General features: G+C 65.2%; 14 protein-coding genes. 6 read left to right on the top strand and 8 right to left on the bottom strand.

The genetic code is table 11. The annotated features are described in order from the left end of the window. Positions 1–293 precede the first annotated feature (293 nt). Positions 294–1052, top strand: a complete 759-nt coding sequence (locus ACQR1E_RS16835) for an SDR family NAD(P)-dependent oxidoreductase (RefSeq protein ID WP_434897319.1) — start codon at positions 294–296, stop codon at positions 1050–1052. Positions 1053–1065: 13 nt separating this feature from the next. Here ACQR1E_RS16835 and ACQR1E_RS16830 read toward each other — a convergent pair whose 3' ends face one another. Together ACQR1E_RS16830 and ACQR1E_RS16825 are read right to left on the bottom strand one after the other, a co-directional pair. Continuing rightward, a complete protein-coding gene (locus ACQR1E_RS16830; protein ID WP_434897318.1) occupies positions 1066–2091 on the bottom strand; it encodes a LacI family DNA-binding transcriptional regulator in 1026 nt (341 codons plus the stop codon). Positions 2092–2109: 18 nt separating this feature from the next. Further along, complete coding sequence (locus ACQR1E_RS16825) at positions 2110–2376, bottom strand: hypothetical protein (protein ID WP_316192951.1); 267 nt, start codon at positions 2374–2376, stop codon at positions 2110–2112. Between ACQR1E_RS16825 and ACQR1E_RS16820 the strand changes: the two genes are divergently transcribed. The 5 genes from ACQR1E_RS16820 to ACQR1E_RS16800 all read left to right on the top strand — a co-directional run bounded on the left by ACQR1E_RS16820 (position 2315) and on the right by ACQR1E_RS16800 (position 8471). Beyond that, positions 2315–3454, top strand: coding sequence for a sugar ABC transporter substrate-binding protein (locus ACQR1E_RS16820; protein ID WP_434897317.1), 1140 nt, complete (start codon positions 2315–2317; stop codon positions 3452–3454). The genes ACQR1E_RS16825 and ACQR1E_RS16820 overlap by 62 nt on opposite strands. A 76-nt stretch (positions 3455–3530) precedes the next feature. Continuing rightward, entirely contained in the window at positions 3531–5072 is a 1542-nt protein-coding gene (locus tag ACQR1E_RS16815) for a sugar ABC transporter ATP-binding protein (RefSeq protein ID WP_434897316.1), read from the top strand. Continuing rightward, positions 5069–6049 (top strand): ABC transporter permease, encoded by a 981-nt coding sequence (locus ACQR1E_RS16810; RefSeq protein ID WP_434897315.1) that lies wholly within the window; start codon positions 5069–5071, stop codon positions 6047–6049. The genes ACQR1E_RS16815 and ACQR1E_RS16810 overlap by 4 nt, the downstream gene beginning before the upstream one ends. Beyond that, positions 6046–7026, top strand: coding sequence for an ABC transporter permease (locus tag ACQR1E_RS16805; RefSeq protein ID WP_316192808.1), 981 nt, complete (start codon positions 6046–6048; stop codon positions 7024–7026). Before ACQR1E_RS16810 ends, ACQR1E_RS16805 begins: the two co-directional genes overlap by 4 nt. Positions 7027–7415: 389 nt before the next feature. Beyond that, positions 7416–8471, top strand: a complete 1056-nt coding sequence (locus tag ACQR1E_RS16800; protein WP_316192807.1) for a phosphatase PAP2 family protein — start codon at positions 7416–7418, stop codon at positions 8469–8471. Between the two features lie 74 nt (positions 8472–8545). Here ACQR1E_RS16800 and ACQR1E_RS16795 read toward each other — a convergent pair whose 3' ends face one another. The 6 genes from ACQR1E_RS16795 to ACQR1E_RS16770 all read right to left on the bottom strand — a co-directional run bounded on the left by ACQR1E_RS16795 (position 8546) and on the right by ACQR1E_RS16770 (position 15091). After that, positions 8546–9241, bottom strand: a complete 696-nt coding sequence (locus tag ACQR1E_RS16795; protein WP_315713534.1) for an ABC transporter ATP-binding protein — start codon at positions 9239–9241, stop codon at positions 8546–8548. Further along, positions 9241–9990 (bottom strand): ABC transporter ATP-binding protein, encoded by a 750-nt coding sequence (locus ACQR1E_RS16790; RefSeq protein ID WP_315752344.1) that lies wholly within the window; start codon positions 9988–9990, stop codon positions 9241–9243. The genes ACQR1E_RS16795 and ACQR1E_RS16790 overlap by 1 nt, the downstream gene beginning before the upstream one ends. Further along, entirely contained in the window at positions 9987–11279 is a 1293-nt protein-coding gene (locus tag ACQR1E_RS16785; RefSeq protein ID WP_434897314.1) for a branched-chain amino acid ABC transporter permease, read from the bottom strand. Before ACQR1E_RS16785 ends, ACQR1E_RS16790 begins: the two co-directional genes overlap by 4 nt. Beyond that, positions 11276–12223 (bottom strand): branched-chain amino acid ABC transporter permease, encoded by a 948-nt coding sequence (locus ACQR1E_RS16780; protein WP_315752342.1) that lies wholly within the window; start codon positions 12221–12223, stop codon positions 11276–11278. The genes ACQR1E_RS16785 and ACQR1E_RS16780 overlap by 4 nt, the downstream gene beginning before the upstream one ends. 117 nt (positions 12224–12340) lie before the next feature. Then, positions 12341–13573, bottom strand: a complete 1233-nt coding sequence (locus ACQR1E_RS16775) for a branched-chain amino acid ABC transporter substrate-binding protein (protein ID WP_434897313.1) — start codon at positions 13571–13573, stop codon at positions 12341–12343. A gap of 246 nt (positions 13574–13819) precedes the next feature. Further along, positions 13820–15091, bottom strand: coding sequence for a serine hydrolase domain-containing protein (locus ACQR1E_RS16770; protein WP_434897312.1), 1272 nt, complete (start codon positions 15089–15091; stop codon positions 13820–13822). Positions 15092–15184: the final 93 nt, after the last annotated feature.

Genomic DNA, 15184 nt, shown 5'->3' with positions numbered 1-15184 from the left:
ACGTCCGCTCCAGCTACGCCCGAAAGCGCCCGATGGTCGCATCCCGGCGAGCGCATCAGTGCTGGCGTCCCTGCCGGTCCTGACGCAGAATGCCGGAAAGCCAAACAAGGGCATCGCAGGGGGAGCGCCCGGATCCGTCGACATCGGGCGCGAGAGTTGCTCGCAGGCGCACATGAAGGCGTCCAGGCGAACGCGCACCGCGCCGTGCATCGCACGGCACGGACGACGTTCGAGATCCGGCCAGTGTCGTCGTCGGGCGCGGCTGCTCTCCAGGCGCAACTGAGAGGAAGCCAATGCAAGGCACCATCTATCCAAGCCTCAAGGATCGCACCGTCCTCGTGACCGGCGGCGGCTCCGGCATCGGGGAAGCCATCGTGCGCAACTTCGTCGGCCAAGGCGCCCGTGTCGGCTTCATCGACATCGATCTGGAGGCCTCGCAGCAACTGCTGGCCAGCCTGCCTGCGGAGGCCAGGGTGCACTTCGAGCATGCCGATCTTCGTGACATCGGTGCGCTGAGGGCCGCGGTCGCCGGCGCCCGCGCGGCGCTGGGGCCGATCACCATTCTGGTGAACAACGCCGCGCGTGACGACCGCCACGCGATCGAGGACGTCACGCCGGACTATTGGGACGAGCGCATCGCCGTGAACCTCAAACATCAGTTCTTCGCGGCCCAGGCGGTCGCGCCGGACATGATCCAGGCCGGAGGCGGCGCGATCGTCAATCTCGGCTCGGTGAGCTGGGTGCTCGGCCAGGGCAACATGCCCTGCTACACCACGGCGAAGTCGGCGATCCAGGGACTGACCCGCGCCCTCGCCCGCGATCTCGGACCCAGCAACGTGCGGGTCAATTCCATTCTTCCGGGCTGGATCATGACCGAGCGGCAGCAGAGACTCTGGCTGACGCCCGAGGGCGAGGCCGAGCTCATGCGCCGCCAATGCCTCAAGCGCAAGCTCGTGCCGGACGACATCGCCCGCGTGGTGCTGTTCTTCGCCGCCGACGACAGCGGCGCCTGCACCAACCAGAACTACATCGTCGACGGCGGCTGGGCCTGAGGCTCGACCATCATCACGAAGCCACGAGGTGCGGTCCGGTGCTGCCGCGTGCGACGATCTCGAAGCCGAGGTCGATCCGCCGCGTTCTCGGCCGCTTGCCGGTGGCGATCACCTGAAGCACCAGTTCGGACGCCACGCGCCCCATGTCGGCGCGCGGCGTCAGCACGGTCGACAGCGGCGGATTGGAGGCCGCCGCGAATTCCAGGTCGTTGAAGCCGATCAGCGAGATCCGGCGCGGGACCTCCAGCCCCGCCTGCTGGCAGGCGAATAGCGCACCAAGCGCGATGTTGTCATCGCAGCAGAAGATCGCATCGGGAGCTTCGCTCGCGAGCATCTCCTCGGTCAGCTTCCGCCCCAGCGAGATCGTCGCCTGCGCCGGCAGCCAGGCCACCAGCGACGTGCCGTCCAGCCCCGCTTCGGCCAGCGCCGCACGATACCCCTCGAGCCGGGCGCGGGCCCGGTCGTCGCGCTGTCCCGAGAGATAGGCGATCCGCCGATGTCCCAGCTCGATCAGGAAGCGGGTCGCGGCGTAGCCGCCCTGGCGCTGCGAAAGTCCGACATTCAGATCGATCGGATCGTCGGTCAGCTCGAACGTCTGCACCACCGGAATCCGCGAACGTTCGAGAACGCGCCGCGCCGCCCGCGTCTGGTTCACTCCGACGAGGATCAGCGCCTCGATGTTCTGGCCCAGCAGCGTCCTGATCGCGCCCTCTTCCTCCTCCGCCGAGTAGCGGCTGCTGACGACGACGGGGCGAAAGCCGAGCGGCAGCAGGGTGTCGTAGATCGCCTGCAGGTAGTCCGCGAAGATGCCGTTGGAGAGCGACGACACGACGATGCCGACCGAATGCGTGCGGGTCGAGGCGAGCCGGCTCGCCGCGAAGTTCGGCACATAGGCCAGCCTGTCGACCGCGGCATCGATCCGCTTGCGCAACTCCGGCGACACCATATCGGGCCGCCGCAGCGCCCGCGACACAGTGACAGCGCTGACATGAGCGATGCGCGCGACGTCCTCCAGCGTGGTGCGACGCTTCTGAGACATGATCCTTGCAACATTGATTCACGCGGATTTGTCCGAACCATATTCATGACATGCGACCGGCCGCTTGGCAAAAGCCGCGCGACGGTAATTGACAGCGCTGTCATTGATCAGTAACGCTTGGCGGGTCGAGATGACGAGCAATGCTCGCACAACCTCCGGAAACAAAGAGGCGTCTCGCACATGCGTCATTGATTTGGCGCCACAACAACAGGGGAGGTCACGAATGTCGTCCATGTCGATGAGGGCGCGATGCCTTGCCACTTGTGCATCGCTGGTGTTGGTCACGGCGTTTGCCGGCAAGGCGCTGGCGGAGCCGGAGATGGTCAAGGGACCAGCGACCGAGCCTGAATGCATGGTGCCGTGGACCGCGGACACCAAGTTCTTCAAGTTTCCGGCCAAGAAGGGCCCGTACCGCATCGCACTGGCGAACGGCTACATCGCCAATACCTGGCGCATCCAGATGATCCAGACCGCGAAGGCCTATGCGGCGCAGCCGGAGGTCAAGGCCAAGCTGAAGGAATTCAAGGTCGTCTCGACCGGCGAGGACGTGCCGGCCCAGATATCGGCAATCAACAACTTCATCGACTCCGGCTATGACGCCATCGTCGTCAACGCGCAGAACCCGACCGCGTTCGGGCCGGTGATCAAGCGCGCCAAGCAGGCCGGCGTGATCCTCGTCGCCTTCGACAACATCCTCGCGACGGAAGATGCGATCAACGTCAATGTCGACCAGAAGGGTCTCGGCGAACTCTGGGCGAAGTGGCTGGTCAAGAACGTGCCCGGCGGCGGCAAGGTGCTCGAGGTGCGCGGCGTCGCCGGCACCTCGGTCGACACCGACCGGCACAACGGCTTCCACTCCATTCTCGATGCCTCCGGCAAGAAGTGGCAGGTCACCGAGGTCGTCGGCAAATGGGACGACGGCGTCGCCCAGAAGGCCACGGCGGATGCGATCGCGACCAATGGCCCGTTCGATGCGATCTCCGGCCAGGGCGGCGACACCGGCATCGTGCAGGCCATGCTCGACGCCAAGCACAAGATGGTGCCGTTCGGCGGCGAGACCGAAAACGGCTTCCGCAAGTTCTGCGCCGCCAAGGCGTCCGAAGGCCTGAAATGCTCTTCCGCCGGTACCGGACCTGCGCAGGTCGCGGTCGCGATCAAGGTCGCGCTCGCCGCGTTGGAAGGCAAGGTGGTGCCGCAATCGGTCAAGCTGCCGCTCGCCGTCGTGGAAGATCCGAACTTCAAGAAGGATCAGGACTACTTCCCGGCCCAGTCCGACAACTTCTTCGTCGGCAACTCCTTCCCGACCTGCGGCATCAACTTCACGGCGCAGGAGATCATGGGTCAGTCGAAGGAAAATCAATAGGCCGGTGTGATCGCTGGTCCGCGAGTTCTCTCGCGGCCAGCCCGTCCCTATTGCCCAAACGACTGAAGGAGCAAGCATGATCGCGGCCGAGCCGCTGTTTCGCGCCGAAGGACTGTCCAAGCGCTACGGCGGCGTGATCGCTCTCGACGGCGCGGACCTCGAGGTCCATCCCGGCCGCATCCACGCCATCCTCGGCGAGAACGGCGCCGGCAAGTCGACGCTGATCAAGCTGATGGTCGGCGTGGTCGCGCCGGACGAAGGCCGGATGACGCTTGAAGGACGCGCGGTCGCCTTCAGCGGTCCCTCCGCGGCGAACGATGCCGGCGTCGTCTGCATCTTCCAGGAGCTGTCACTGATCCCCGACCTGTCGGTCGCCGACAACATCATGATCTCGCATCCGCCGACGCGGTTCGGCATGATCGACCGGCGCGCCCAGCGCCGACTTGCCGAGGAGGCGCTGCACCGCGCCGGCGCCAGCGACATTCATCCGCGCGCGCTGGTGAAGGACCTGCCGCTGTCGCGCCGCCAGATGGTCGAGATCGCGAAAGCGCTGTCGCGGCAGCCGAAGATCCTGATCCTCGACGAGGCAACCTCGGCGCTGACCGCTTCCGACGTGACCAAGGTGTTCAAGGTGCTGAAGCGCCTGCGCAGCGAGGGGCTGGCGCTGCTCTATATCTCCCATCGCATGCACGAGATCGCGGAGCTCGCCGACGATTGCAGCGTGTTCCGCAACGGCCGCCGCATCTCGACCTTCCCGGCCGGCACCAAGACGGATGCCGAAGTGATCGAGCTGATGATCGGCCGCGAGTACAAGCATGCCTTCCCGGAAAAGCCGCCGCGCAAGACCGATGGGCGGCCGCCCGCGCTGCAATGCAGGAGCATCAGTTGGGGCGACCGGCTGAAGGACATCTCGTTCTCGCTGCAGGCCGGCGAGATCATCGGTCTCGGCGGGCTCGACGGCCAGGGCCAGCGCGAGCTGCTGCTGGCGCTGTTCGGCGTGCTGCGCGACTGTCGCCGCGACATTCTGATCGACGGCAACAAGGTGACGATCGACAGCCCCGTCACCGCCAAGTCGGAGCGCATCGGCCTCGCGCTCATTCCGGAGGACCGCAAGACCGAAGGACTGATGCTGCCGATGTCGGTGCGCGACAATCTCTCGGCCGCCGCCTTCGACCGGTTCGCGACATTCGGCATCATCGACCGGCAGCGGCAATCGATGCTGATCGAGGAGATGATCCGCCTGATGGAGATCAAGACCGCCTCCCCCGATCTCGCCGTCAGCGCGCTCTCCGGCGGCAACCAGCAGAAGGTCGTGATCGCGAAATGGCTGATGAACAAGCCGCGCATCATCCTGCTCAATGATCCGACGCGCGGCATCGATGTCGGCACCAAGCAGGAGATCTACCGGCTGCTGCGCCGGCTTGCCGACGAGGGCGCCGCGATCCTGCTCTATTCGACCGACTATGACGAGCTGATCGGCTGCTGCGACCGCGTGCTGGTGATGTACGATGGCGCGATCAGGCGCGAGCTCGCGGGCGCCGAGATTACCGAGCGCGCGCTGGTCAGCAGTGCGCTCAATGTCGACGAAGGCGAGCGAGCGGAAGCGAGTCTGGCATGACCGAGTGGCGGTACTGGCTCTCCGAACAGCGCGGCACCCTGCTCGCGATCGGGATCTTCGTCGCGATGTTCCTGCTCTATGCGACCAATCATCCGGCCGGCTTCAGCGCCAACATGGTGCAGACCGCGGCCAACAAGGCGACGCTGCTGGCCTTTGTCGCGATGGCGCAGGCGATCGTGGTGATCACCGCCGGCATCGATCTGTCCGTCGGCATGATCCTGACCCTGACCAACTGCCTCGCATCCTGGATCGTGGTCGGCACCGCCACCGAGACCGCGCTCGGCGTGGCCGGCGTGCTCGGCACCGGCATCGTCTGCGGCATGATAAACGGCGCGATCGTGATCTTCGGGCGCCTGCAGCCGATCGTGACGACGATGGCCACCGGGGCGATGTACTACGGCATCGCGCTGTTCCTGCGGCCCAATCCCGGCGGATCCGTCAACGAGACGCTGGCGGATGCCTTGACGGGAAGATTGTTCGGCGTGCTGCCCACGAGGCTCGTGGCACTGGCTGCGGCGGCGCTGCTGATCTGGGTGCCCTATAGCCGCTCGGTCATCGGCCGCGCCGCGTTCGCGACCGGCTCCTCCGAAGTCGCAGCCTACATGTCCGGCGCGCCGATCCGCGCGGCCAAGTTTGTCGCCTACACCTTGGCTGGCCTATTGTCGGCGATCGGCGGCCTGTTCCTGACGTTCTTCTCCTACACGGGCGAAGCCGCCTATGCGAGTGGCAATGCCTACACGCTGTTCTCGATCGCGGCCGTGGTGCTCGGCGGCGTATCGCTGATGGGCGGACGCGGCAGCGCGATCGGGGCGATCTTCGGCGCGCTCGCGTTCCGCACCATCGGCGATCTGCTGTTCGTGTTCGATTTCGATCCGCTGTGGCAGCCGCTGTTCCAGGGTCTCGTGCTGATGCTCGCGGTCTCGATCGGCGCGTTCGGTCTGGTGCGGGTGCGCAATCGGCTGGAGTGGTTCGGATGAGCGACGCAACGGCACCACGACCGGCCCATCGCGGGATCGCCATGCTGCGTCGGATCGATCCGGCGGTGGCGGCCTCGTTCGGCTGCATCCTGCTGCTGCTGCTGGTGGGCAGCCTCTATTCGCGCAGCTTCCTGTCGCCGGATTATCTGCTGCAGCAGTTGAAGGTCGCGAGCTTCCTGGGCGTGATCGCCACCGGCATGATGCTGGTGATCCTGCTCGGCCAGATCGATCTCTCGGTGCCCTGGGTTGTCACGACGGGCGCGATGATGGCCTGCGCGGCGGCCGCCCATGGCACGACCGGCGCCATCATCGCGATTCCCTGCGGCATTCTCTGCGGAGCCGCCATCGGTCTCCTGAACGGCATCGGCGTCGCCTATCTGCGCATTCCCTCGATGATCATCACCCTGGCGACCAACGCGGTCGCGCAAGGGCTGATGGTCGCCTACACCGGAGGCTTCGCGCCGCAGGATTCCGCCTCCAAGGCGATGCGCTATCTCGCCACCGGCAATATCGTGCCCGGCCTTCCCAACGCGGTGCTGGTGTGGGCGATCATCGGCGGCGCCGCGATCTGGCTGCTGTCGCGGACCACGTTTGGCCGCGCCATCTATGCCATCGGCAATCGCGAGCGCGCGGCCTATCTCTCAGGGATCGATACACGCCGCATCACCATGCTGGCGTTCGCGCTGTCCGGCGCCCTCTCCGCCTGCGGCGGCGTTCTGCTCGCGGGCTACGCCTCCAAGGCGGCGCAGTCGATGGGCGACGCTTATCTGCTGCCCTCGATCGCGGCCGTCGTGCTCGGCGGCACGCACATCCTCGGCGGCCGCGGCAGCTATCTCGGCACCGTCGCCGGCGTCGTGCTGATCACCCTGCTGCAATCCATTCTGTCGGTGATGCAGATCAGCGAGGCCGGTCGCCAACTGATCTACGGCGCGGTGATCATCCTGATGCTCCTGATCTACGGCCGCCAGAAGCTGTGATGCATGCGACGTCGCGACGGACTTTGCTGACGGCGACCACCTCTCGCGCAAGCCCGCGAGCGATCGGCCGCTGACCCCACAGCACCACCACAAGTAGCTCGCCCGCAACGACTGGCGAAGCCCTTCAAACCAAAGCTGCCTCGGATTCGCTCTCGGTCTCTTCTCACCGATTCACCCGCTTTCTATGGGAGCAAAGGCGGCCTCATCGCCGAATGTGCTTTCCTGTCCGGCACAACCGAAACAGGGTTCCAGGCTACGCTTGATTAAGCATCGTTGCACGGTATCTGCGTATTTTACCCGCCGAGGTTGATTTATTGGCCCGACCGGCCGTAACAAGACACCGACGGGAAACAAATCGAAATCCATTTGAAATGTGAGAGCGGACGACAATGTCGGACACCGCAGCCGGTGGTCTATTGCCTGATCTCAGCCGCCGCTGGCTCCCCCGGACAAAGAGCGTCTTGCAACGGGCGCATGACAGCGAGGATGCCGCGACGGCCTGGGCCGTGTTCCGGTTCAACTGGGCTGTCATGACAGCTCTTTGGGTGCTGTTCGGACTGTGCCTGATCTTCACGGATTTTCGCATCGAACCCGTCGGCTACATCATCGTGCTATCGACATCGGCCATCTATGGTGTCATCGGCTACGCCAACGCACGGTCGGCGCGGCGTGCCAAACCCTGGATGTTCTCATTCCTGACGGGAATGGCCCAGACCACACTGGCATCCACCGTGCTGGCATCACTGTCCTACATTGCGACGGCCGCCAACCTGCCGCTTCAGGACGCCAACCTGCTCGCCCTCGATCGCGCCCTTGGCTTCGACTTTCGCGACTACTTGTCGTTCGTCAATGACCGCCCCTGGGCCGTCCTGAGCCTCGCGTTCGGCTATCGATCCATTTCCTGGACGATCTGCATCATCGTCGTGGCCCTTCCCTTGCTGGGCCACTATCGCCGGTTCGCGGAGTTCAACCTCGCGATCAGCCTGACGCTGGCGCTGACCTGCATCATCACCTTGTTTGTTCCTGCACTCGGCGTGTACCACGCTCTGGAGCTACCACCGTCGGCCTACGCAAACCTCATTCCCCAAGCCTATTTCGACACGGCGCGCGAGGTGCCCCTGGTTCGCGATGGGACGCTGCGCCTGTTGGATACCAGCCATCTCGCGGGGATCGTGACCTTCCCGAGCTTTCACGCGGCAGCCGCGGTCCTCGACGGCTGGGCATTGTGGTCATTGCGCTGGTTGCGACCGTTCAATGTCCTGATCCACGGCGCGATGCTGCTCTCGACCCCAATCGGCGGCGGACATTTCCTCGTCGACATGATCGCCGGCATCGCGATCGCGACGGCGTCGATCTGCATCGCGCGCCTTGTTGCCCTGAGGCTACGCGAACGCCACGCCACGTTTCCGCGCCGCATGCTGCGACATCCATTGCCTCAGACCTGAAGGATTTGGACAAGGCGGGTGTCTGTGGCACATCCGCCAGAGCTGCATCGGCGAAAACGTGCCGGCGGCTCCTCTCATACTTCGAGCCACTCCTGCCGGACCGCGGTGTTGGCCTTGAGCTGATCCGGTGTCCCTTCGAACACGACGCGGCCGTGGCCCATGACATAGACGCGTTTCGAAATGCGCATCGCGATCGAGAGCTTCTGCTCGACGAGCAGGATCGCGACGCCCGCCGCTGCGATCCGGGCAATCAGATCGCCGACCTGCTGCACGATCAGCGGCGCCAGACCTTCGGTGGGCTCGTCGATCATGATCAGGTCGGGGTCGCCCATCAGCGTGCGGCAGGTGGTCAGCATCTGCTTCTCGCCGCCCGACAGCACACCCGCAGGCGTATCGGCGCGCGCGGCGAGATTGGGAAACATGTCGAGCATGTCCTGAAGGCGCCACTTCCCCGGCCGCCGCGTGTCCTTGATGCCGAGCACGAGGTTTTGCCGAACGGTGAGGCTCGGGAAGATGTCACGGTGTTCAGGCACATAGCCGAGCCCAAGGCGCGCGATCTTGTAGCTCGGCAAGCCGGCAATGTCCCGGCCCTTGAAGCGGATCGTCCCCTGCGGACTGACCTCGCCCATGATCGCCTTCACGGTGGTCGAGCGGCCGACGCCGTTGCGGCCGAGCAGGCTCACCACTTCGCCGGCGGCGACGTCGAGGTCGACGCCCTGCAGAATATGGCTCTTGCCGTAGTAGGCGTGGAGGTTCCTGACCTCGAGCATCAGTGGGCCTCCTCGCCGAGATAGGCTTCCCTCACCTTCGGGTCGCGACGGATCTCCTCCGGCGTGCCCGACGCGATGATGTGGCCATAGACCAGCACCGAGATGCGATCGGCGAGACCGAATACCACGCTCATGTCGTGCTCGACGATCACCAGCGTCCGCCCCTCGGTGAGCCGCCGGATCAACGAGACGGCGCGCTCGGTCTCCGCGTGGCTCATCCCGGCGGTCGGCTCGTCGAGCATGACCACCGTCGCGCCGCTCGCGATGGTGACGCCGATCTCCAGCTCGCGCTGCTCGGCATAGGTCAACAAACCCGCGGGAATGTCACGCCGATGCGTGAGATGGATGTCATCGAGGATCTGGGCGGTCCGCTCGCGCACCTCCGGCAGGCTGTCGACATTCTTCCAGAACGCGTAGCGATGTCCGGTCGCCCACAGCACGGCGCATCGGACGTTCTCCCAGACGGTCATGCGGGCGAATACGTTGGTGACCTGGAACGAGCGCGACAGGCCGCGCCGATTGATCTCGAACGGCCGCAGGCCGGAGATGAGCGTGCCGTTCAGCCTCACCTCGCCGGAGGTCGGCCTGATGTGTCCGCTGATCAGGTTGAACGTCGTGGACTTGCCGGCGCCGTTCGGGCCGATGATGGCGTGGCGCTCGCCCTTGGTGACGCTGAGATTGAGGTCGCGGATGACGCCGACATTGCCGAAGCGCTTTTCGACGGCGCGAACTTCGATCGCTGCGGTCATGCCAGATACCCCCGATCACGCGCCACGGTGGCGGCCCTGTCCCAGGCTCCGGCGATCCGCTGCCACGTCGACCGCGCGACAAAGAAGCCGGCGACCACCAGAATCGCGGCGACGCCCCATGTCGCCGGCGATTGCGGATTGAAGGCCACGCCGAACAGGTTGATGGCGTCACCACCCGAATAGCGCGCGACCGTCTCGATGGTCAGGATGACGCCGTAGGCGAGCGCCGCGGTCGGCACGACCGCAACGAGATAGGACGGGATCACCATTCCGAGCGTTCCGGCACGGACCAGCGGCCGGTGCATCATCAGCAGACCGGCAATGCCACCGGGTGAGAACATGACGATGCCGATGAAGATGATGCCAAAGTAGAGCTGCCATACGCTGGTGAGGCTCGTCAGCCCGAGCTGGAGATAGGTCACCAGGATCGCGCCGAGGATCGGACCGAAGAAGTAGGCCGTCCCGCCGATGAAGGTCGCGAACAGCACCAGGCCAGACTGGATTGCACCGAGATAGGCGGAATTCGCGATCTCGAAGCTGATCGCCGCGAGGCCGCCCGCGACGCCGGCGAAGAATCCGGCAAAACAATAGGCGAGATAGCGGACGACGTGCGGGTCATAGCCGATGAACTGGACCCGTTCGGGATTGTCGCGCACCGCATTGCTGATCCGCCCCAGGGGCGTCCGGGTCAGCGCATACATCGCGATTGCCGACAGCACCAGCCAGAACGCGATCAGGTAATAGACCTGCAGCTGCGGCCCGAAGGTCCAGCCGAACATGCGCGGCAGAGCGGTGCGGTCGGTGGTGATGCCGGCTTCGCCGCCGAACACCGAGCGCAGGATCAGCGACGACGACGCCACGAGCTCGCCGATGCCGAGCGAGATCATCGCAAACACCGTGCCGGCGCGCTTGGTCATGACCCAGCCGAGGATGATCGCGAAGGCGAGGCCGCCCAGCCCGCCGAACAGCGGAATGAGGGGCAGCGGAATCGGCCAGCCATGCGCCACCACCGCATTCATCATGTGACAGGCCGCGAAGCCGCCCAGGCCGTAATGAACCGCGTGACCGAACGACAGCAATCCGGTCTGACCGAGGAGGATGTTGTAGGAGAGCGCGAAGACGATCGCGATCCCGATGAGGCTGAACGAGGTCAGCGATCCGCCCGAATTGAAGAGCAGCGGCAGCACGATCAGCGCCGCCACGCCGATCACCCAGACGGCATAGAAGCGGAGACGGGATCCGGCGGGCTTTGCCGCGAGATGAGACGCGGAGGTCACTGCTGCGGTCATGATTCGCGAGTCCCCATCAGGCCCACGGGGCGCACGATCAGGACGAGCACCAGCAGCAGGTAGGGAACGATCGGCGCGACCTGCGCGATCGTCACGTTCCAGATGTCGGTGAGCACCGATGGCCCGGCGGATGGATCGAGCGGGCCGAAGGCGCTTGCCAGCGAGCCGTTCAGCGCGACGGCGAAGGTCTGCACCAGGCCGATCACCAGCGAAGCGATGAAGGCGCCCGGCAGCGAGCCCAGGCCGCCGAACACGATCACCACGAACAGGATCGGCCCGAGCGCCGCGGCCATGTCGGATTGCGTCACCAGAGCGGGACCGGCGATGACGCCGGCGAGACCGGCCAGCGCGCTGCCGACCCCGAACACCACCATGAACACGCGTCCGACATTGTGGCCGAGATGGCCCACCATGTGGGGATGGGTCAGCGCCGCCTGAACGATCAGGCCGACCCTGGTGCGCTTGAGCACGATCAGCAGCGCCACGAAGATCGTCACCGACACCGCCAGCATGAACAGCTTGTAGGCCGGATAGTTGGTCGAGAAGATCGTGAACGCGGGAAAGTCCAGCAGCGCCGGGACGCGATAGTCGAGCGGCGTCTTGCCCCAGATCATCGAGACGACTTCCTCGATCGCGAATGCAAGGCCGAAGGTCAGCAGCAGCTCGGCGACGTGGCCATGCTTGTGCGTGTTGCGGAGCCCGTAGCGCTCGACGGCCATGCCGATGGCCCCGACGAGGAGCGGCGCCAGCAGCAGGGCCGGCCAGAAGCCGACCCACTTCGTGAGCTGGAAGCCGAAGAAGGCGCCGAGCATGTAGAAGCTGGCGTGAGCAAAATTGAGCACCCCCATCATGCTGAAGATGACGGTCAGCCCGCTCGACAGCAGGAACAGCAGCATGCCGAACAGCACGCCGTTGAGGGTCGAAATGACGATAAGTTCAAGCACGGCGCACTCGCGAATGTCCCGGGCTTCAATGCCCTGCCGCTCATTCTCTGACGGACCGACGCACGGCCGGCGCCACTTCCCGCACGCTGACCTCGTGCGGGAAGCTGGCGCGGATCGTTACGGCCGCGCCATCTTGCACGTCGTCGACACCATGGCCTGGGGCGTATCGACCCTGGAGACCAGGTGCCATCCCCAGCCGGTGTTCTCCTCGTCGAACGTCTCGTTCGCCGCGAGCTTGCCGAAGGACGAGACGTAGATCGGCTGCAAGAACTGGTGATCATCCTTGCGCATGAAGCCGGTGCCGCCATCCAGCACCTCGAGCTTGAGGTCCTCGAGCGCGGCCGCGACCTTCACCGGATCGATGGAGTTGGCCTTCTCGGCCGCCGCCTTGAACATGCGCATCTCGTTGACCGCCCGCGGATACCACAGCGACATGTTGACCTTGGCGCGGAACGCCCTCTCGTAGTCCATCGCAGCCTGATGGCCCGAATTGGCGAAGCCTTCGGTCAGCTGGAAGACCTGATGATCCAGGCCGGTCTGCTTGATGGCGGTCGGGCCGCCGGCGCCGCCCGCATAATAAGTGTACCAGTTGACCTTCAGGCCGGCATCCGCGGCGGCCTTGAGCAGCAGCGCGATGTCCTGGCCCCAATTGCCGGTGATGACGCTGTCGGCGCCGGACGCCTTGATCTTCGCAATGTAGGGCGAAAAGTCCGTGATCTTCAGCAGCGGATGCAGCTCGTCGCCGACGATCTGGACGTCGGGTCGCTTCGCCGCCAGCATCTTGCGCGCGTCGCTTCGGACCGACTGGCCGAACGAATAGTCCTGATTGATCAGATACACCTTCTTGATGGAAGGGATGTCCTTCATGTAGTTGGTGAGCGCCTCCATCTTGAGGTCCGAGCTGGCGTCCCAGCGGAAATGCCAGTAGCTGCATTTCTCGTTGGTCATGCTCGGATCGACGGCGGCATAGTTGAAGTACAGCACTTCCTTGCCGGGGTTGCGCGTGTTGTGCTTGTTGACGAAATCCTCCAGCGCGAGCCCGACGGATGATCCGTTGCCTTGCGTGATGTAGCGGACGCCGGCGTCGATCGCCTTCTGGGCCTGGATCAGGCTCTCTTGCGGATTGGTCTTATTGTCGAACGGCACGATCTCGACCTTGTGGCCGAGAATGCCGCCCTTGGCGTTGAGCTCGTCGGCCAGGTATTGGAACGTCTTCAGGCCACCCTCGCCGATGCTGGCGCCGCCGCCGGACAGCGGATCGATATAGCCGATCTTGACGGTGTCTTCGGCCTGCGCGGCATGACCGAGCATAGGGACGATCAGGGCAATGGCTAAAGTTAACTTGCGCATAGTCTTGTTTCCTCGCTGGCTGTCGACTTCAGTCGATCGATACGCATGATCGCGCAATTTGAAGAAGCACTGAGCAGAATAACGGCCGGATGACAAGCTCGGCATGACGTGAACGCCAGTTGCAGCTCCGGCAATGTGGAGGACAGGCCGCCCGCCGCCGATCGGACGTTTCATTCGGCGGAATGTTGGCGTCCACATCTTGGACGAACCCGCCCGGCACCCGGGGGGTGACAAGCGCTGCCCCGGTCATGTCGCTTGTTCCGCAAGCTGGGACAGCGCGGCGTAGGTTCCACGCTGATAGACAGGAAGAGCACGGCGGCCGGCAGCACCGCGCCCACTGGCAATCGTGGCCCCTGTTCCCGCCGAGACCGGCACGTGATGCTGAATCAGATAGATCATGATCAGGTCATTGACGGGATCGGCCTGCCACCAGGTGCCGAAGATGCCCGGCCAGGTGATCGTGCCCGGTGCGCCACAGGCATAGGGATTGCCGGCGGCATCCTCGACGATCGCAAGCCCTAGCCCAAATCCGCAGGTCTGCCACAGCGGCATGCCGGCGAAGGGAATCTGGCGCTGCGCGTCAATCAGCCGGTTGGTGCGCATCAGGTTGACGGTTTCGGGCCGCAACAGCCTGACGCCGTCCAGCTCGCCGCCTCCGAGCAGCATGCGCGCGAACCGATGATAGTCGGGCGCGGACGAGATCAGCCCGCCGCCGCCCGGCGTATAGAACGGCGGCTCGTCATACATGACCGGCTCGACCTTCGCGAGCCGCCCCGCCGTCTCGTCATGTCCGTACAGGCTCGCCAGACGATCTCGCTTGGCGTGCGGCAACCAGAAATCGCTATCGACCATGCCGAGCGGCGCGAAGATGCGCTCCTGTAGCACCTGCCGAAGCGGCCTGCCTGCGACCCGGCCGATCAGGAAGCCGAGCACGTCGGTCGAATGACCGTAGTGGAAGCAGTCGCCGGGCTGATACGCCAGCGGCAGCGTGCCGAGCGCCGCGAGCCATTCGTCGGGCGTCGACCGGTTCATCGCGGGATCACCGAGCGTGCGCTCATAGGCGACCTTCAACGGGCCTTCCGAGAAGAACGCGTAGGCGATGCCCGAGCGGTGCGTGAGCAGATCCTCGATGGTGATCGCGCGCCGGGCGGGCACGGTCTCGTCGAGCGGGCCGGCGGCGTCGCGCAGCACCCGCAGATCGGCGAGCTCCGGAATCCAGCGGGAGATCGGGTCCGCCAAGGCGATCCTGCCTTCCTCGACCAGCATCATCGCCGCCACCGAGGTGATCGGCTTGGTCATCGACGCGATCCGGAACAACGTATCCGGGCGCATCGGGCTCCTGGTTTCGACATCGCGCCAGCCGATCGTCTCGGCGTGAACGACCTCGCCGCCGCGCGAGGTGAGAGACACGATGCCTGCGAGCTCGCCGCGATCGACGAATTCGGCGAGTGCCGGGCCGATCGCCGCAAGCGCCGCAGGATCGAAGCCCCGACGGCGGCGGACGGCTTCACTGGTCATGAGCGGCGCTCCGACGGACAGAGTTCAGTTTTCGGCGCCGGCCGGCGCGGGTGACGGAGAGACAGCGGGGTATCCTGGCGCGCAAGCGGCGCT

It is taken from the genome of Bradyrhizobium sp. HKCCYLRH1030 (assembly GCF_051168395.1).
Taxonomy (GTDB): Bacteria; Pseudomonadota; Alphaproteobacteria; order Rhizobiales; family Xanthobacteraceae; genus Bradyrhizobium.
The sequence above is the reverse complement of the archived record's forward strand: the minus strand, read 5'-3'. Positions and strand labels throughout refer to the sequence as shown.

Excerpts from the sequence above, each read along its gene's own strand:
- ACQR1E_RS16835 (WP_434897319.1), top strand. The coding sequence starts at position 294 with ATGCAAGGCACCATCTATCCAAGCCTCAAGGATCGCACCGTCCTCGTG.
- ACQR1E_RS16830 (WP_434897318.1), bottom strand. The coding sequence starts at position 2,091 with ATGTCTCAGAAGCGTCGCACCACGCTGGAGGACGTCGCGCGCATCGCT.
- ACQR1E_RS16820 (WP_434897317.1), top strand. The coding sequence starts at position 2,315 with ATGTCGTCCATGTCGATGAGGGCGCGATGCCTTGCCACTTGTGCATCG.
- ACQR1E_RS16815 (WP_434897316.1), top strand. The coding sequence starts at position 3,531 with ATGATCGCGGCCGAGCCGCTGTTTCGCGCCGAAGGACTGTCCAAGCGC.
- ACQR1E_RS16810 (WP_434897315.1), top strand. The coding sequence starts at position 5,069 with ATGACCGAGTGGCGGTACTGGCTCTCCGAACAGCGCGGCACCCTGCTC.
- ACQR1E_RS16805 (WP_316192808.1), top strand. The coding sequence starts at position 6,046 with ATGAGCGACGCAACGGCACCACGACCGGCCCATCGCGGGATCGCCATG.
- ACQR1E_RS16800 (WP_316192807.1), top strand. The coding sequence starts at position 7,416 with ATGTCGGACACCGCAGCCGGTGGTCTATTGCCTGATCTCAGCCGCCGC.
- ACQR1E_RS16795 (WP_315713534.1), bottom strand. The coding sequence starts at position 9,241 with ATGCTCGAGGTCAGGAACCTCCACGCCTACTACGGCAAGAGCCATATT.
- ACQR1E_RS16790 (WP_315752344.1), bottom strand. The coding sequence starts at position 9,990 with ATGACCGCAGCGATCGAAGTTCGCGCCGTCGAAAAGCGCTTCGGCAAT.
- ACQR1E_RS16785 (WP_434897314.1), bottom strand. The coding sequence starts at position 11,279 with ATGACCGCAGCAGTGACCTCCGCGTCTCATCTCGCGGCAAAGCCCGCC.
- ACQR1E_RS16775 (WP_434897313.1), bottom strand. The coding sequence starts at position 13,573 with ATGCGCAAGTTAACTTTAGCCATTGCCCTGATCGTCCCTATGCTCGGT.
- ACQR1E_RS16770 (WP_434897312.1), bottom strand. The coding sequence starts at position 15,091 with ATGACCAGTGAAGCCGTCCGCCGCCGTCGGGGCTTCGATCCTGCGGCG.